At 70.5% G+C, this 15,239-nt stretch carries 16 protein-coding genes; 7 read left to right on the forward strand and 9 right to left on the reverse strand.

Features of this window, described 5'->3' with window-relative positions:
• The first annotated feature begins 113 nt into the window (after nucleotides 1–113).
• Nucleotides 114–1,457, forward strand: coding sequence for an aminotransferase-like domain-containing protein (locus AC3ANM_RS10765; protein WP_488287941.1), 1,344 nt, complete (start codon nucleotides 114–116; stop codon nucleotides 1,455–1,457).
• Between the two features lie 84 nt (nucleotides 1,458–1,541).
• A complete protein-coding gene (locus AC3ANM_RS10770) occupies nucleotides 1,542–2,483 on the forward strand; it encodes a D-alanine--D-alanine ligase family protein (RefSeq protein WP_488284413.1) in 942 nt (313 codons plus the stop codon).
• Between the two features lie 99 nt (nucleotides 2,484–2,582).
• On the opposite strand, the gene AC3ANM_RS10775 is transcribed toward AC3ANM_RS10770, so the two are convergent.
• The 8 genes from AC3ANM_RS10775 to rpmH all read right to left on the reverse strand — a co-directional run bounded on the left by AC3ANM_RS10775 (nucleotide 2,583) and on the right by rpmH (nucleotide 8,350).
• Nucleotides 2,583–3,740 (reverse strand): ParB/RepB/Spo0J family partition protein, encoded by a 1,158-nt coding sequence (locus tag AC3ANM_RS10775; RefSeq protein ID WP_488284414.1) that lies wholly within the window; start codon nucleotides 3,738–3,740, stop codon nucleotides 2,583–2,585.
• A 72-nt stretch (nucleotides 3,741–3,812) separates the two neighbouring features.
• Nucleotides 3,813–4,793 (reverse strand): ParA family protein, encoded by a 981-nt coding sequence (locus tag AC3ANM_RS10780; RefSeq protein ID WP_488287942.1) that lies wholly within the window; start codon nucleotides 4,791–4,793, stop codon nucleotides 3,813–3,815.
• A 233-nt stretch (nucleotides 4,794–5,026) separates the two neighbouring features.
• Entirely contained in the window at nucleotides 5,027–5,728 is a 702-nt protein-coding gene (gene rsmG / locus AC3ANM_RS10785) for a 16S rRNA (guanine(527)-N(7))-methyltransferase RsmG (RefSeq protein WP_488284415.1), read from the reverse strand.
• Between the two features lie 71 nt (nucleotides 5,729–5,799).
• Nucleotides 5,800–6,339 carry a Jag family protein gene (locus AC3ANM_RS10790; protein WP_488284416.1) on the reverse strand — a complete coding sequence of 180 codons (540 nt, stop codon included), beginning with the start codon at nucleotides 6,337–6,339 and terminating at the stop codon, nucleotides 5,800–5,802.
• Nucleotides 6,340–6,449: 110 nt separating this feature from the next.
• Nucleotides 6,450–7,490, reverse strand: coding sequence for a membrane protein insertase YidC (yidC, locus tag AC3ANM_RS10795; protein WP_488284417.1), 1,041 nt, complete (start codon nucleotides 7,488–7,490; stop codon nucleotides 6,450–6,452).
• An 86-nt stretch (nucleotides 7,491–7,576) separates the two neighbouring features.
• Nucleotides 7,577–7,846 (reverse strand): membrane protein insertion efficiency factor YidD, encoded by a 270-nt coding sequence (gene yidD / locus AC3ANM_RS10800; protein ID WP_488284418.1) that lies wholly within the window; start codon nucleotides 7,844–7,846, stop codon nucleotides 7,577–7,579.
• The gene (rnpA, locus tag AC3ANM_RS10805; protein ID WP_488284419.1) at nucleotides 7,846–8,202 is read right to left on the reverse strand and encodes a ribonuclease P protein component; all 357 of its coding nucleotides are present in this window, start codon (nucleotides 8,200–8,202) and stop codon (nucleotides 7,846–7,848) included. Before rnpA ends, yidD begins: the two co-directional genes overlap by 1 nt.
• Before the next feature lie 10 nt (nucleotides 8,203–8,212).
• Nucleotides 8,213–8,350 (reverse strand): 50S ribosomal protein L34, encoded by a 138-nt coding sequence (rpmH, locus tag AC3ANM_RS10810; RefSeq protein ID WP_013885212.1) that lies wholly within the window; start codon nucleotides 8,348–8,350, stop codon nucleotides 8,213–8,215.
• Between the two features lie 461 nt (nucleotides 8,351–8,811).
• On the opposite strand from rpmH, the gene dnaA reads away from it, so the two are divergent.
• The 4 genes from dnaA (at nucleotide 8,812) to AC3ANM_RS10830 (ending at nucleotide 12,702) form a co-directional block, all read left to right on the forward strand.
• Nucleotides 8,812–10,278, forward strand: a complete 1,467-nt coding sequence (gene dnaA, locus AC3ANM_RS10815) for a chromosomal replication initiator protein DnaA (protein ID WP_488284420.1) — start codon at nucleotides 8,812–8,814, stop codon at nucleotides 10,276–10,278.
• Nucleotides 10,279–10,515: 237 nt separating this feature from the next.
• Nucleotides 10,516–11,139, forward strand: a complete 624-nt coding sequence (locus tag AC3ANM_RS10820) for a TasA family protein (protein ID WP_488284421.1) — start codon at nucleotides 10,516–10,518, stop codon at nucleotides 11,137–11,139.
• 103 nt (nucleotides 11,140–11,242) lie between these two features.
• A complete protein-coding gene (locus AC3ANM_RS10825) occupies nucleotides 11,243–12,253 on the forward strand; it encodes a signal peptidase I (RefSeq protein ID WP_488284422.1) in 1,011 nt (336 codons plus the stop codon).
• 32 nt (nucleotides 12,254–12,285) lie between these two features.
• Nucleotides 12,286–12,702 carry a hypothetical protein gene (locus AC3ANM_RS10830; protein WP_488284423.1) on the forward strand — a complete coding sequence of 139 codons (417 nt, stop codon included), beginning with the start codon at nucleotides 12,286–12,288 and terminating at the stop codon, nucleotides 12,700–12,702.
• A gap of 8 nt (nucleotides 12,703–12,710) precedes the next feature.
• On the opposite strand, the gene AC3ANM_RS10835 is transcribed toward AC3ANM_RS10830, so the two are convergent.
• The gene (locus AC3ANM_RS10835; RefSeq protein WP_488284424.1) at nucleotides 12,711–13,487 is read right to left on the reverse strand and encodes a response regulator transcription factor; all 777 of its coding nucleotides are present in this window, start codon (nucleotides 13,485–13,487) and stop codon (nucleotides 12,711–12,713) included.
• A 599-nt stretch (nucleotides 13,488–14,086) separates the two neighbouring features.
• Here AC3ANM_RS10835 and dnaN point away from each other — a divergent pair.
• Complete coding sequence (gene dnaN / locus AC3ANM_RS10840; protein WP_488284425.1) at nucleotides 14,087–15,220, forward strand: DNA polymerase III subunit beta; 1,134 nt, start codon at nucleotides 14,087–14,089, stop codon at nucleotides 15,218–15,220.
• Nucleotides 15,221–15,239: the final 19 nt, after the last annotated feature.

Consider the following 15,239-nt stretch of genomic DNA (forward strand, 5'->3'; position numbering starts at 1 on the left):
ATGTGAAACTCGTCCCCTTCGCGAGACGGTTCCGCGCCTGCGGCGATGTGCATGGGAGACTCCCTACCACGCGACCCGACGGCACGGAATACCGTCAGGTCCTCCTTCAGAGCATCGCACCCCCCGCGCCGGAAGAGGAGGCCGCCCACGTGCCCGAGCACGGATCACGCCTGGACCCCTGGAAGCAGTCGTATGCCCAGCGCACCGCCGGGATGACGGCCTCCGAGATCCGGGCGCTGTTCGCGGTCGCCTCCCGTCCCGAGGTCGTCTCCCTCGCAGGCGGGATGCCCTACCTGTCCGCGCTGCCCATGGACGCGGTGGCGGAGACGGTGCAACGGATGCTTGCCACCGAGGGTGCGACCGCGCTGCAGTACGGCTCCGGTCAGGGTGACCCCCGCCTGCGTGAGCAGATCCTCGAGGTCATGGCACTGGAGGGCATCTCGGCGCACCCTGACGACATCGTCGTGACCACCGGCTCCCAGCAGGCGCTGGACCTGGTCACCCGCATCTTCATCGACCCCGGCGACGTGGTGCTCGCCGAGGCGCCGAGCTACGTCGGGGCCCTGGGCGTCTTCTCCGCCTACCAGGCCGACGTCGTGCACGTCGCCAGCGACGCCGACGGCCTCGTGCCCCAGGCGCTGGAGGAGAGCATCCTGGCCCTCGAGGCTGCCGGACGCCGGATCAAGTTCCTCTACAGCGTCCCCAACTTCCACAACCCGGCCGGCACCACGCTCTCGCTCGCACGCCGGCCGCAGGTGATCGAGATCTGCCAGCGGCACGGCATCCTCGTCCTGGAGGACAACCCCTACGGGCTGCTGGGCTTCGACCGCGACCCCTACCCGGCGATGCGGTCGACCTGCGAGGACGGCGTGGTCTACCTCGGCTCGTTCTCCAAGACCTTCGCCCCCGGCCTGCGCGTGGGCTGGGCGCTGGCCCCCCACGCCGTCCGCGAGAAGCTGGTCCTCGCCAGCGAGTCGGCCATCCTGTGCCCATCGGCCTACTCGCAGATGACGGTGTCGACCTACCTGGCCACCAGCGACTGGCAGGCCCAGATCAAGGTCTACCGCGAGCTCTACCGGGAGCGGCGCGACGCCATGATCGACGCGCTCGGCGCGCAGCTGCCCCAGGCGACCTGGACCCACCCCGACGGCGGGTTCTACGTCTGGCTCACCCTGCCCGAGGGGGTCAACGCCAAGGCGATGCTGCCCCGCGCGGTCACCGAGCGGGTGGCCTACGTGCCGGGCACGGCCTTCTTCGCCGACGGCACGGGTCACCAGCACGTGCGCCTGTCCTACTGCTACCCCGACCCGGACCGGATCCGCGAGGGCGTGCGCCGCTTCGCCGGAGTCGTCCAGGCTGAGCTGGAGCTGCTGGAGACCTTCGGGCCGTATGACGCGTCGGTCACCTCGGACACCGCGGCCGCCCGCGTGCAGTTCCCCTCCCCCGACCTGTCCTGATGCATCCGGTGATATGCCGGATCCCGTGAGGCGTCGTCATCCGTCGATGCCGGAATGCCCGATCACGACCGTGAGGATCCCTGCATGAGCCACGTGCTCGTCCTGGCCGGTGGCCTGAGCCACGAACGCGACGTCTCCCTGCGCTCGGGCCGTCGGGTCGCCGACGCCCTCGCCAGGGCCGGCTGTGAGACCCAGGTCCGCGACGTCGACTCCACCCTGCTCGCCGCCGTGCGGACCCACGCCCCCGACGTCGTCTGGCCCGTGCTCCACGGGTCCACCGGCGAGGACGGAGCGCTGCGCGACGTGCTGGACACGCTGGGTGTCCGCTACGTCGGCGCCCGACCGGCGTCGTGCCGGCTGACCTGGGACAAGCCGGTCGCCAAGGCACTCGTCGGACAGTCGGGCGTCGCCGTGCCCGACGGGGTGGCCCTTTCCCACTCCACCTTCCGGGAGCTCGGCAGCGCGGGTGTCCTCGAGGCCGTCGTGGGTTCCCTCGGCCTCCCGCTGGCCGTGAAGCCGGCGCGAGGTGGCTCGGCGCTGGGCCTGACGATCGTGCGCACGGCCGCCGAGCTGCCGTCCGCGATGGTGGCGGCGTATGCCTACGGTGATATCGCGCTGATTGAGCGCTTCGTCGCCGGAACCGAGGTGGCGGTCTCGGTCATCGAGGACGAGACGGGCGAGCCCCACGCCCTGCCGGCGGTGGAGATCGTCCCCGACGCCGGGGTCTACAGCTACGACGCGCGCTACACCGCGGGCGAGACGGAGTTCTTCACCCCTGCCCGGCTCGACGGGGCGACCTCGGCCGCGGCCGCCGAAGCCGCCCTCACCGCCTACCGCGTGCTCGGCCACCGACACCTGTCCCGGGTCGACCTCATCGTCGACGCTGACGGTCGCCCGTGGTTCCTCGAGGCGAACTCCTCGCCGGGGCTGACCGAGACGTCGCTGCTGCCGATGGCACTCGAAGCGGCGGGGCTGGACGCGGCCACCACCTACGCCGGACTGGTCACCCGCGCGCTGGCCGAGTGAGACACCCCGGCCGAGTGAGGGCTGGGCTTCGTTCCACGTGAAACGCCGGAGGGCGGACCCGGATCATCGGGTCCGCCCTCCGGCGTCTGCTGGGTGGGTTCAGCCGGCGTCGCCAGCGTCCTCGTTCCCCGTCGTGCCCAGCAGGTCGATGATGCGGTTGAGGTCGTCCATCGAGGCGAACTCCACCGTGAGCTTGCCCTTGCGCTGCCCGAGGGCGATGGACACCCGGGTGTCGAAGCGGTCGGACAGCCGCGCGGCCAGGTCGTCGAGCTGCGGGTGACGGTTGCCCGCCCGGGGCCGGCGCGGCGCGCGGGGGGCGTCATCTCCCCCGAGGGCGACGATCTCCTCGACCGAGCGGACCGACAGCCCCTCGGCGACGATGCGCTGAGCCAGCCGCTCCATCGCTGCCGCGTCCGCGAGGGCGAGCAGCGCGCGGGCGTGCCCGGCGCTGAGCACGCCGGCCGCGACGCGACGCGCCACCAGGGGCGGCAGCTTCAGCAGCCGCAGGGTGTTGGAGATCTGCGGGCGGGACCGGCCGATCCGCCCGGCCAGCTCGTCGTGCGTGCACCCGAAGTCGTCGAGCAGCTGCTGGTAGGCGGCGGCCTCCTCCAGCGCGTTGAGCTGGCTGCGGTGGAGGTTCTCCAGCAGCGCGTCACGCAGGAGGTCGTCGTCCTTGGTGTCCTTGATGATCGCCGGGACCGCCTCCAGCCCGGCCTCCTGCGTGGCGCGCCACCGCCGCTCACCCATGATGAGCTCGTACTGCGCGGTGACCGAGCCCGCGGGAGCCGTCTCGGCGTCAAGCGTCTGCTCCTCGGGCGGGATGGCCCGGACCACGACCGGCTGGAGCACGCCGATCTCGCGGATGCTGTGCACCAGCTCCGCCATGTCCTCCTCGTCGAAGACCTGGCGTGGCTGCTTGGGGTTGGGGCGGATCAGACCGACCGGCAGCTCGGCGAAGCGGGCACCCGGCACGGGGGTCAGCCCCTCCTGGGCGGCAGGGGCCGGGTCAATGTTTCCCGTGAAACCGTCGCCGTCCGACGCCTCCGATGCGCGCCCGGCGGCGTCGTCGGCATCGGTGCGGCCCGTGGGGGCGCCCTCGACCGACGGGGCGGTCTCCACCGGCGGCTCGAGCGTCACGGTCTGGGTCGTCGAGTTGTCCTTGAAGAACACGTCGACCGGACGGTTGCCGTCACCGGCCGGGGAGCTGGGGATCAGGGCCCCCAGGCCACGGCCCAGTGCCCGCCGCTTCTCACTCATCGAAACTTGCCCTCTCTGCAACAACACGACGACGAGACGGCGGCGCCGCCCCGGTGACTCGACCAGCCCACGTTACGGGGCGGTCCGGACTCCCCGGTCGGCCAGCTCGCCGGCCGCCTCGAGGTACGACAGCGCCCCGCTGCTGTTGGGGTCGTAGGTCATCACGGTCTCCCCATGGCTCGGCGCCTCGGAGATCCGGACCGAGCGCGGAACCGTGGTGCGCAGCGTCTGCTGCGGGAAGTGCTCGCGGACCTCGTCGGCGACCTGAGCCGACAGGCGGGTGCGGCCGTCATACATGGTCAGCAGGATGGTCGAGACATGCAGCCCGGGGTTGAGGTGGCTCTTGATGAGCTCGATGTTCTTGAGCAGCTGGGAGAGGCCCTCGAGGGCGTAGTACTCGCACTGGATGGGGATGAAGACCTCGTCGGCGGCGACGAACGCGTTGACGGTCAGCAGGCCCAGGCTCGGCGGGCAGTCGATGAGCACGTAGTCGAGGCGCTCCTCACCGCGCTCCTCGGCGCCGTCGACATAGGCCCGGATCGCCTTCTGCAGGCGGGTCTCGCGCGCCACGAGGGAGACCAGCTCGATCTCGGCTCCGGCCAGGTCGATCGTGGCGGGGGCGCAGAAGAGGTTCTTCACGTCCGGACAGGGCTGGACCACCTCGGCCATGGGCGCGGCGTCGACGAGCACGTCGTAGACGCTGCGCACGTCGGCGTGGTGGTCGATGCCCAGCGCCGTGCTGGCGTTGCCCTGGGGGTCGATGTCGATGACGAGCACCCGGAGGCCGGCCTGGGCCAGCGCCGCCGCCACGTTGACCGTGGTCGTCGTTTTGCCGACGCCACCCTTCTGGTTCGAGACGGTCATGACCCGAGTGCGCTCCGGGCGCGGGAAGGCCTTCCCGGCCAGGGAGATCCGGCGGCGGGCATCCACCGCGACCTGATGGGCCAGGGGCGTGTCCTCGTCGACCTCGGGGATCGCGTCGGCCAGGGCGGCTCGCTCGTCGGCATCCGTTTCACGTGAAACGGGGACGGGGTTCGGCTGCGGGGCGGGCATCACAGGGGTCACCAGGTTCTTGGAGTCGGTTTCACGTGAAACGGGGTGGGCTGCGGGCCACCCCAGGCCGGGTCCGTCGTCGGCCTCATGGTCGGAGTCGGGCCAGCCCAGTCCGGAACGGGTCATCTCCGACGTCCTCACCTGTCACCGCTTCCTCGTCAACGGCCACCCAGCGGCGGCCGTTGACCCCATCCAACCCCATCGCGCCGACCATCAGCCACCGCGACACGGGGTTATCGCTTGCGGCGCTTGGCGCGACGGGCGGACGGGTTGGCGGTGCGGCCGACGGGGGCGCGGTCCCCCACCCGGACATGGACCACCGTGGTGAGCGGGTCGACGACCCCCTGACCGTAGTAGCGCACCTCTTCACCCACCGACCCGGCCCGTCGGACGTCCTCGAGGTCCTCGGCGAGCTCCTCGACGGCACTCAGGCCCTTCAGTGCCAGCAGCGACCCCTGCGGCTCGAGCAGGGGCAGGCACCAGCGGGCCAGCTCGGACAGCCGCGCCACCGCCCTGGCCGTGACGACGGGGGCGGACAGCTCCCCCCAGAACTGCTCGGCCCGGCCGCGGTGGACGGTCACGTTGTCCAGGCCCAGCGTCGCCACGGCGTCCGTGAGCCAGGTGGTGCGGCGCAGCATCGGCTCGACGAGGTGGATGTCGAGGTCGGGCCGAGCCACTGCCAGGGCCAGGCCCGGCAGGCCGGCGCCGGAGCCCACGTCGATGAGCCGAACGTCGGCCGGGATGGCCTCCTGGACCACGGCACAGTTGAGGACGTGCCGCTCCCACAGTCGCGGCACCTCTCGGGGACCGACCAGTCCGTGCGAGACCCCGCTGTCCGACAGCAAGGCGGTGAAGGCCTCGGCCATGGGGAGCCGGGCACCGAAGACCTCCGCTGCCACCGGGGGTGCGGGCGGCGGGGTCGCTTCAGTACTCACAGGTTCCTCGCTCGCAGATAGGGGTGGTGCCCCGTTTCACGTGAAACGGGGCACCGAGGTCGGGCAGGCGCTCAGGCCGGGAGGATGACGACGTGCCGGTTCGGCTCGGTGCCCTCGGACTCGGAGGCGAGCCCGGCGGCGACCACCTCGTCGTGGACGACCTTGCGCTCGAAAGCGGTCATCGCGTCCAGCGCCTGGCGCTCCCCCGTGCTGCGCACCTGCGCGATGGCCTCCTGCGCCACCTTCACCAGGGCGGCGCGGCGCTCGGCCCGGAAGCCGGCGATGTCCAGCATGAGCCGGCTGCGCTCCCCCGTCTCGGCCTGGACGGCCAGGCGGGTCAGCTCCTGCAGGGCGTCGAGCACCTTGCCGTCGGGGCCGACGAGTCGCCGGGGCACCCGGCCCTCGTCGGAGTCCACGATGGCCACCGCGGCGCGGTCGCCGTCGACGTCCACGTCGATGTCACCGTCGAGGTCGGCGATGTCCAGCAGCCGCTCCAGGAAGTCGGCGGCCACCTCGCCCTCACGCTCGAGCTGCTTGACGCGGTCCTTCTCCGTGGTGGCGCTCGGTTCCACCACGCTCACGGCGGCGGTGTCGTCCTGGTGCTCGCTCATCGTCTGTGCTCCTGCGGTGCGATGGGGCAGCGCCCCGGTCGGTCAAGGTCGAGAGGGTGGTGCACTGTCAGTGCTCGGGGCTGCCCGGGCGCCTGCCGGGCGGCCGCGCCTCAGGCGTCGCGGTCGATGACCGCCGCGTCCGCGGCGTCGCCGTCCTTGGGCACTGTCTGCGCCGCGCCGGGCGTGGGCTTCTGACGGTTCTTGCGCTTGGGCTGCTGGCGCTGGCCGGTGCGCGGCGTGTCCTGGACCGCCGCGGGCTCCGGCTCGGCGGCGGCGTGGTCGGTGCCCAGGCCGGGGATGCTGAAGCGCTTGTGCTCCTTGCCCTTCTTCAGCCGGCGCTCCTCGAGCGCCTTCTCGGCCGGGGAGCCCGGGGCCGGCATGCGCCGGATCACGTAGAACTGCTGCCCCATGGACCACAGGTTGGTGGTCAGCCAGTAGAGCAGGACACCGATCGGGAAGTTGATGCCCGAGATCGCGAAGAACAGCGGCATCAGGTAGAGCAGGACCTTCTGCTGCTTGGCGAAGGGGTTGTCCATCGCCGACGCCGGCATGTTCTTCATCATCAGCTGGCGCTGGGTGGTGAACGTGGTCAGCGACATCAGCACGATGAGCACCACGGTGATGATCTGCGTGCTCGTGGTCTGCGCACCGACGAACTTGTCCGAGAGCGAGGCGCCGAGCAGCGTGGAGCTCTCGACCGACTTCGCCATCGACTTGGTCATCGGGCCGATCGGCGCGTGCGTGCCGTTCGCGATACCGCTGAGGTTGTTCAGGACCCGGAAGAGGGCGAAGAAGATCGGGGACTGCAGCAGGATCGGCAGGCACGAGCTGAACGGGTTGGTACCCGTCCGCTTGTACAGCTCCATCGTCTCCTGCGTCATGGCCTGACGGGACTCCGGATCCGTCTTGCCCTTGTACTTCTTCTGGATCTTCTGCATCTCGGGCTGGATGAGCTGCATCCGCCGGGAGGCGTGGATCTGCTTGACGAAGAGCGGGATCAGGATGATGCGGATGACGACCGTCAGGCCGACGATCGACAGGGCCCAGGTCAGGCCAGAGTCAGGGGGCAGCCCGATGAAGCTCAGTCCCTGGTGGAACCCGTACATGATCCATGCGACGGCGATCTCAAGCGGGGCGAGCAAGGTGTCCATGAGTTCCTCTGTGTGCAGCGAGCCGGGGCTCACGTCGGGAGCGGGGTGGAACGGCCGTCGGTCGGCCGCTCACCACGCGCAGGTGGTCAGGGGTGGCGTGGCCGGGACGTGCGCATCCGCACGTCCTGCGGAACGTGGTCGACGCCGCCGGGGTTCCACGGGTGGCAGCGGAGCAGGCGGCGCGCCGCGAGCCAGCTGCCGCGGAAGAGCCCGAACCGCTCGAGCGCGGTGACGGCGTAGGCCGAGCACGACGGGTAGAACCGGCAGCTCTGCGGGTGCATCGGGGAGAGCACGAGCTGGTAGCCCCGGATCACCCAGATCAGGGGCCGGGCCAGGTAACGGCCGACGGGACCCATCAGGCACGCGTCCGGACCCGCCGCAGCACCGCGGGCAGGAGGCGGTCGAGGTCGGTGGCCAGCTCTGCGCTGCTCGCGCCGGCGGCCGCAGGGTTGGCCCTGACGACGACGTCGCACCCCTGGGGCAGCGCGGCGGTCCGGGCGCACATCAGGTGCCGGAGCATCCGCTTGGTGCGGTTGCGCACGACGGCACCGCCGACGGCCTTGGACACAACAAAACCGACCCGCGGCGGGTGACCCGCACGCGCGTCGGTTGTGTTGGCATGCACCACGATGAGTCGGGTGCCCGCTCGGGCTCCGCGCACCGCCGAGGCGAAATCAGCGCTCTCACGCAGCCGATGACGCGCCGGCAGCACGCTCGGCGCCTCAGGCGGACAGCTCGGAGCGACCCTTGCGGCGACGAGCGGCCAGGATGGCGCGGCCGGCGCGGGTACGCATGCGCAGGCGGAAGCCGTGGGTCTTGGCCCGGCGGCGGTTGTTCGGCTGGAAGGTGCGCTTGCTCACGAGACTCTCCGTTGCTGCACAGACGATGGTCTGATCTGGTGGTGGGGCTGCGGTGATCAGCCGCAATCGGAAGCCCGCGGGATCCGGTGGAGTCACGGGCATGCGAAAACGGCCGACATACACGGCCTCGACCACGGTACGGGAGGGGGTCAACGGGGGTCAAACCAGACCGCCGGGGGTCACCGTACCGGACCGTCCAGCCGGGGCGAACGGGCCATGATCAGCGCGCTCGTCCGCCCTGCCAAGGCGACACGCCGGACCCCTTCCTGATCCTGCCCCCGGCCAGACCAGTTTTTGTCCATTCAGGTTGCCCAGTGCTCTGACGGCTTGTTAGCGTCGCGCCTCGCGTCGGACGACTCCGTTGTTTTGCACAGACTGTGGACAACGCTGTGGACGGTCTACTATCGGGGGACTCCCAACCGGGACGAATCAGGCACCTCAACCACAGGGACGGGCATCACGTGACCGACTCGCATGTCGACTTCGGCCACGTCTGGCAGAACACCCTCACCGCTCTGGACGCCGCGGGCATCCCCGCACAGCAGCGTGCGTTCCTGCGCCTGGCCCGCTTCGTCGGCCTGCTGGACCAGACCGCGCTGCTGGCCGTCCCGAACGACTACACCAAGGACATCGTCGAGACGCGCGTGCGCGAGCAGGTGGCCCAGGCGCTGTCCGACCAGCTCGGCCGAGACATCCGGCTCGCCGTCACGGTCGACCCGGCCCTGGCCGAGGCCGCCTTCGACGCCCCCGGTCGCGAGGACGAGGCCGAGGACGACGTCATCGACGAGCTGCCCTCCGGCGGGGTCCCCCTGCCGTTCTCGCCGCCCCGTGGCGCCGGCGCCTCCGGCACCGGTCGCCAGCGCAGTCCCCAGGAGCGCGAGCAGGCGGAGATCGACGCCGCCCGGCTCAACCCGAAGTACACCTTCGACACGTTCGTCATCGGCGCCAGCAACCGCTTCGCCCACGCGGCGGCCGTCGCCGTGGCCGAGGCGCCGGCCAAGGCCTACAACCCGCTCTTCGTCTACGGCGAGTCCGGACTGGGCAAGACCCACCTGCTGCACGCCATCGGGCACTACGCGCGCAACCTCTACCCGCACGTGCGCGTGCGCTACGTGAACTCCGAGGAGTTCACCAACGACTTCATCAACAGCATCCGCGACGACAAGGCCTCGGCGTTCCAGAGCCGCTACCGCGAGGTCGACGTCCTGCTGATCGACGACATCCAGTTCCTCCAGGGCAAGGTCCAGACCCAGGAGGAGTTCTTCCACACGTTCAACACGCTGCACAACGCCAACAAGCAGGTCGTCATCACCAGCGACCTCCCCCCGAAGCTGCTCGCCGGCTTCGAGGAGCGCATGCGCAGCCGGTTCGAGTGGGGCCTGCTCACCGACGTCCAGCCCCCCGACCTCGAGACGCGTATCGCCATCCTGCGCAAGAAGGCCATCCAGGAGCGGATGAACGCCCCGGATGACGTCCTGGAGTTCATCGCCAGCAAGATCTCCACCAACATCCGCGAGCTCGAGGGCGCCCTGATCCGCGTCACGGCCTTCGCCAGCCTCAACCGGCAGATGGTGGACCTCGGCCTGGCCGAGATCGTGCTCAAGGACCTGATCCCCAACGACCAGGGCAGCCAGATCACCTCGGCCACGATCATGGCCCAGACGGCCGCGTACTTCGGGCTGACCATCGAGGACCTGTGCAGCACGTCCCGGTCCCGGGTCCTGGTCAACGCCCGCCAGATCGCGATGTACCTGTGCCGCGAGCTCACCGAGCTCTCGCTGCCCAAGATCGGCCAGCAGTTCGGCGGCCGCGACCACACCACGGTCATGCACGCGGACAAGAAGATCCGCGAGCTGATGGCCGAGCGGCGCTCCATCTACAACCAGGTCACCGAGCTGACCAACCGGATCCGGTCCCAGTCGCGCTGACCCCCTTCCAGACCCCCGAAAAGGCCCTCCCCGGAGGGCCTTTTCCATGCCCGGACCGCGCCAGGTGAGCACCCGGCATACCGCCTCTTGAGGATCTCTTGAGGGTTATCGCGGGGTCTTCGGGCCTCCTTGCGGGTTTGCCCGCCAGGTGCTTGAGATCCGGCCTTCAGTGTTCTCGGTGTCGGGACAACAGGGTCCCGGAGGGCACGGCCCTCACCGAGCAGGTCGGAGAAGACAATGCGACTCAGCCTCAACAGCACCGGCGGGAAGGTTCTCGCCTCCACCGTCGTCCTCGGGGCTGCCGCCACGGTCGCCGGCCTGGGGACCTTCGGCACCTTCACCTCCACTACCAGCGCCAGCCAGGCCGTCGCCTCCGGCACGGTCGCCATCGCCCTTGGCTCAGCCGGCACGTCCGGCAACCGCCTCTCGGTCGCCGCCAGCGGTCTGGTCCCCGGTGACACCGTCCAGCGCACGATCACCCTGAGCAATGCCAGTGGCAACCAGGACCTGGCGAGCGTCGCGTTGACCACCACTGCCACCCCCTCCAGCCTGCTGGACACCGACGCCACCAACGGCCTCCAGCTGGCGATCGACAAGTGCTCGCAGGCCTGGACCGAGAGCGGGACCTCCCCCGCCTACGTCTTCACCTGCGGCGGCACCACCACCAGCGTCCTGGCCTCCACGGCCGTCGTCGGCAGCAACCGCACCCTGAGCAACATCGCGTCGCTGACCAACGGCAACTCGGACAACCTGCGGGTGACGCTGACGCTGCCGACCACGGCGGACAACACCTTCCAGGGCAAGAGCAGCACCATCAGCTTCTCCTTCACGGGCACCCAGCGGATCGCTGCGGCCCATTAGCCCCCAGACGCGTGGTGCCCGCGAGTCCCCCCCTGCGGCGGGCACCACGCCCACACCTGCTGAACCGACCACCCCCGGACGAGACACGGAAGGAAGGCACGCGATGCGACACACGACCCGCCCCCGGTCAGCCGCCCGCGTGCGCGCCCACGCCTCGTCGGTCGGTTCAGCAGCCCAGCGGACCGTCCCGGCGCGCGCCGGACGCCCCCACCGCGCAGCGCGCCGGGCGGTCCGCCTCCTCGGCAACCTCGTCCTCGGCCTGGTCCTGGCAGCCTTCGCGTTCCTCGCGGTCGGCCCCCACGTCCTGGGCTACCGGACGATGACGATGCTCACCGGCAGCATGGCGCCCGGCATCGACCCCGGCGACGTCACGGTCGCCGTCGCCGAGCCGGTCAGCCAGCTCGCCGTCGGGCAGATCATCAGCTACCAGATCCCGGTGCAGGACCGCCGCGTCGTCAGCCACCGGGTGGTCTCGGTCAAGCGGCTGGCCAACGGCACCGTGCAGATGCAGACCAAGGGCGACCACAACCCCGGGGTCGACCCTTGGACCGCCGTGGTCTCCGACCCGCAGGTATGGCGGGTGGTCGCCGTGGTGCCCCGCCTCGGCTCGGTCATCCAGGCCCTGCGCGGCCCCGGCCTGCGGACCGTGTTCGTCTACGTCGGGCCCGCGGCGCTGGCCCTGTTCCTGCTCGCCGGCATCTGGCGCAAGAGTGAGGAGCCCGGTGCCTCGGAGACCGAAGAGGCACCGGTCGAGCCCAGCGCGGGCACCCTCGACGCCGTCGCCCTGGCCTCCCTCACGGAGGAGCTGGACGACCCGGCCTGCCTGCGCGACTTCCTGACCCGCTGGTCCGAGCTGCTCCAGCCGCGGCTGGACCGGGTCGAGCTGGCCCTGGACAAGGCGCAGCACTCCGCGGCCCGCGAGAGCGCCCTCAGCCTGCAGGTCACCAGCGCGATGATCGGCTTGACCGACTTCTCCGCCGCGGCCGCCGTCCTCGAGGCAGCACTGCTCGAGGAGGACGGGGTGGCGGCGTCCACAGCCTTCACGGCCCTGCGCCGCCTCGCCCCGTCAGCTTCCCGGTCCATCCAGGACCACCTCGAGCACCAGCCGTCCTGACTCCAGGCCCGACACCGAAGCAGGAGGTCCCGATGGACCCGCGACGACAGCTCCGCCGGCTCGTGGCCGCCGGGGCTGTGGCGTGTCTGTCCATCGCCCTCGGGACCACAGCGGCGTTCGGCATGTTCGACTCCTCGGTCAGCGCAAGCACCGCGGTCCAGACGAACACCCTGCAACCCCCATCAGGTCTCTCGACGGGCTTCACCTGCCAGGGCGCCAACTCCAGGGCTACCGTGAGCTGGACGGCGACGACCTCGACCTTCGCCTCGGGTTACAAGGTGCAGAGCCAGGTCGGCAGCAACGCGGCCAGCACGGCCACGGTGATGACAGGCACGTCGTCGTCGACGACCACAGGGAAGGGCACTTTCACCGTCACGTTCACGGTCTGGGCCTACGCGAGCTCGTGGACCAGCAGCGCGCTCACGGGAAGCGTGACCTACACCTGCTGAGAACGACCTCAGCCGTTGCGGCGGGCGACGGCCTCGGCGAGCTCGGGCTGGCCGAAGCGGTAGCCGACACCCCAGACGGTGCGGATCCACTCCTCGTCCCCGAGCTTGCGGCGCAGGTTGCCGACGTGGACCTCGACCAGGTGGGTGTCCTTGACCCACTCGGTCTTCCACACGGTGCGCAGCAGGGCCTCGCGGGTCCAGACCCGACGAGGCTGGCCGAACAGGGCCGCGAGCAGGTCGAACTCGGTACGGGTGAGGGTCAGCTCCTCGCCGTCGAGGACGGCGATCCGGCTCTCCTCGTCGACGGTCAGCCGGTGGGTCGGAGCGTCCTCGACCTCCTCCACAGCCGGGGCCTCCGGGGTGGCGGCCGCCGCGGAGCCGTCCGACGAGGACGACGCGCCAGGGGCCGAGGACCGCGGCCGGCGCAGCATCGCACCGACCCGGGCGCGCAGGTCGCGGGGGCTGAACGGCTTGGTGATGTAGTCGTCGGCGCCGATCTCGAGGCCGACGAGCTGGTCGACCTCGTCGGCGCGGGCCGAGAGCATGATCACGTAGGCATCGCTCATCGCCCTGATCCGGCGGCAGACCTCGAAGCCGTCGATGTCGGGCAGGCCCAGGTCGAGGGTGACGAGGTCGGGCTGGTGCTCGCGGACGAGCTCGAGCCCCTCGGTCCCGCTGGAGGCGGCGATCACCTGGAGGCCGCGCTGCTCGAGCACCGCCTGGACGAGTGCGCGGATGTCCTCATCGTCCTCGATCACCACCGCGATGCCCGCAGCCGTGTCCACCGCGCACCCCCTCATCCGCGATCCCGCGGTCGTATGGCTGCCCATGCTAGACATCTTCGGGCGAGTTTCGCGGGCGATCCGGCCGATGCCCTGTCCACAAAGTTCTCCACACCTTGTGGGGTGGGCGTTACCTCACTGTGACAGGCCGTCTCGCACAAAAGACGTAGTTCTAGTCCACATGTGTGAACAAGCCTGTGGATAACGTGGCGCCGGATCCACCCGCTGCACACATGTGGACAACCCCGTGGACAACCGGTGCACGGACGACGCCGGGCTGGGGACGACCAGGGGCGAGCGGTGGACAGCCTGTGGATGCAGAAAACTCGTCCACAGGCTGCCCGGTTTGTCCACGTTCGTCGTCCACGGGCCGTGCACACCGCCGTCGAGGGGCTGACCTGCCCCGTTGGGCGTTGTCCACAACATCCACAGCCCCTAAGACAATGATGAGATCCCCCTTCACATAGAGCGCCCCGAGTACGAACCCTGTGGAGAGCTGTGGACCGAGCCCAAAAGATCGAGTGGGTTTTCCCAAGTCGGTGGCGAGCACTAGGGTCAGCACGCACTCTTGTGAGTCGTTGTTCAGCGAAGGGCGGGTACTGGTGAAGTTCAGGGTCGAGCGCGACGTTCTCGCCGAGGCGGTCACGTGGGCGGCGCGCGGTCTGCCGACACGCCCTCCCGTCCCGGTCCTGGCCGGTGTGCTGCTGCATGCCAGCGAGGAGGGCACCCTGACCCTCTCGGCCTTCGACTACGAGGTCTCCGCCAAGGTCACCGTCCCGGCCGAGGTCTCCGAGCCGGGCACTGTCCTGGTCCTCGGCCGCCTTCTCGCCGACATCTCGCGCAACCTGCCGGCCCGCCCCATCGACGTCACGACCGAGGGCAACAAGGTCCAGCTGACCTGCGGCTCGAGCCGGTTCAGCCTGTTGATGATGCCGGCCGACGACTACCCCACCCTCCCGGCGTCCCCGGCGCCGAGCGGCACCATCGCCGGCGACGCCTTCACCCAGGCCGTGGCCCAGGTCAGCATCGCCGCCGACCGCGGCGACACCCTGCCGATCCTCACCGGCGTGCGCGTCGAGATCGAGGGCGACCGGGTCACCCTGCTCGCGACCGACCGCTACCGGCTCGCGATGCGCGAGCTCCAGTGGAACCCCGAGCGCACCGACGCCCACCACGTGGCGCTGGTCCCGGCGCGCACCCTGTCCGACACCGCCAAGGCGCTCGGAGCCTCCGGCTCGATCGAGATCGCGTTCGGCACGGCCGCGGCAGGTGAGGGCCTGATCGGCTTCGAGGCCGGGCAGCGCCGCACCACCACCCGCCTGCTCGACGGCGAGTACCCCAAGGTCACCTCGATCTTCCCGACGACCACCGACACCCAGGCGGTCATCGAGACGGCAGCCCTGGTCGAGGCCGTCAAGCGCGTCTCCCTCGTCGCCGAGCGGAACACCCCGGTGCGGCTGCGCTTCACCGACGGCCAGCTCGCGATCGAGGCCGGCACCGGCGACGACGCCCAGGCCAGCGAGGCGATCGAGTGCGCCCTGAACGGCCCGGAGATCGAGATCGCCTTCAACCCGCAGTTCCTGCTCGACGGGCTGGGAGCGGTCGGCACGGCATACTCACGGCTCTCCTTCACCCAGGCGAGCCGGCCCGCGGTGCTCTCCGGCCAGGACAAGCTGGACGGCGAGGCCGACGAGTCCTACCGCTACGTCCTGATGCCGGTCCGCTTCGCCAGCTGAGCCGGCCGGCACGTAGCCT

The organism is Oryzihumus sp. JJN4-3R (genome assembly GCF_057747915.1).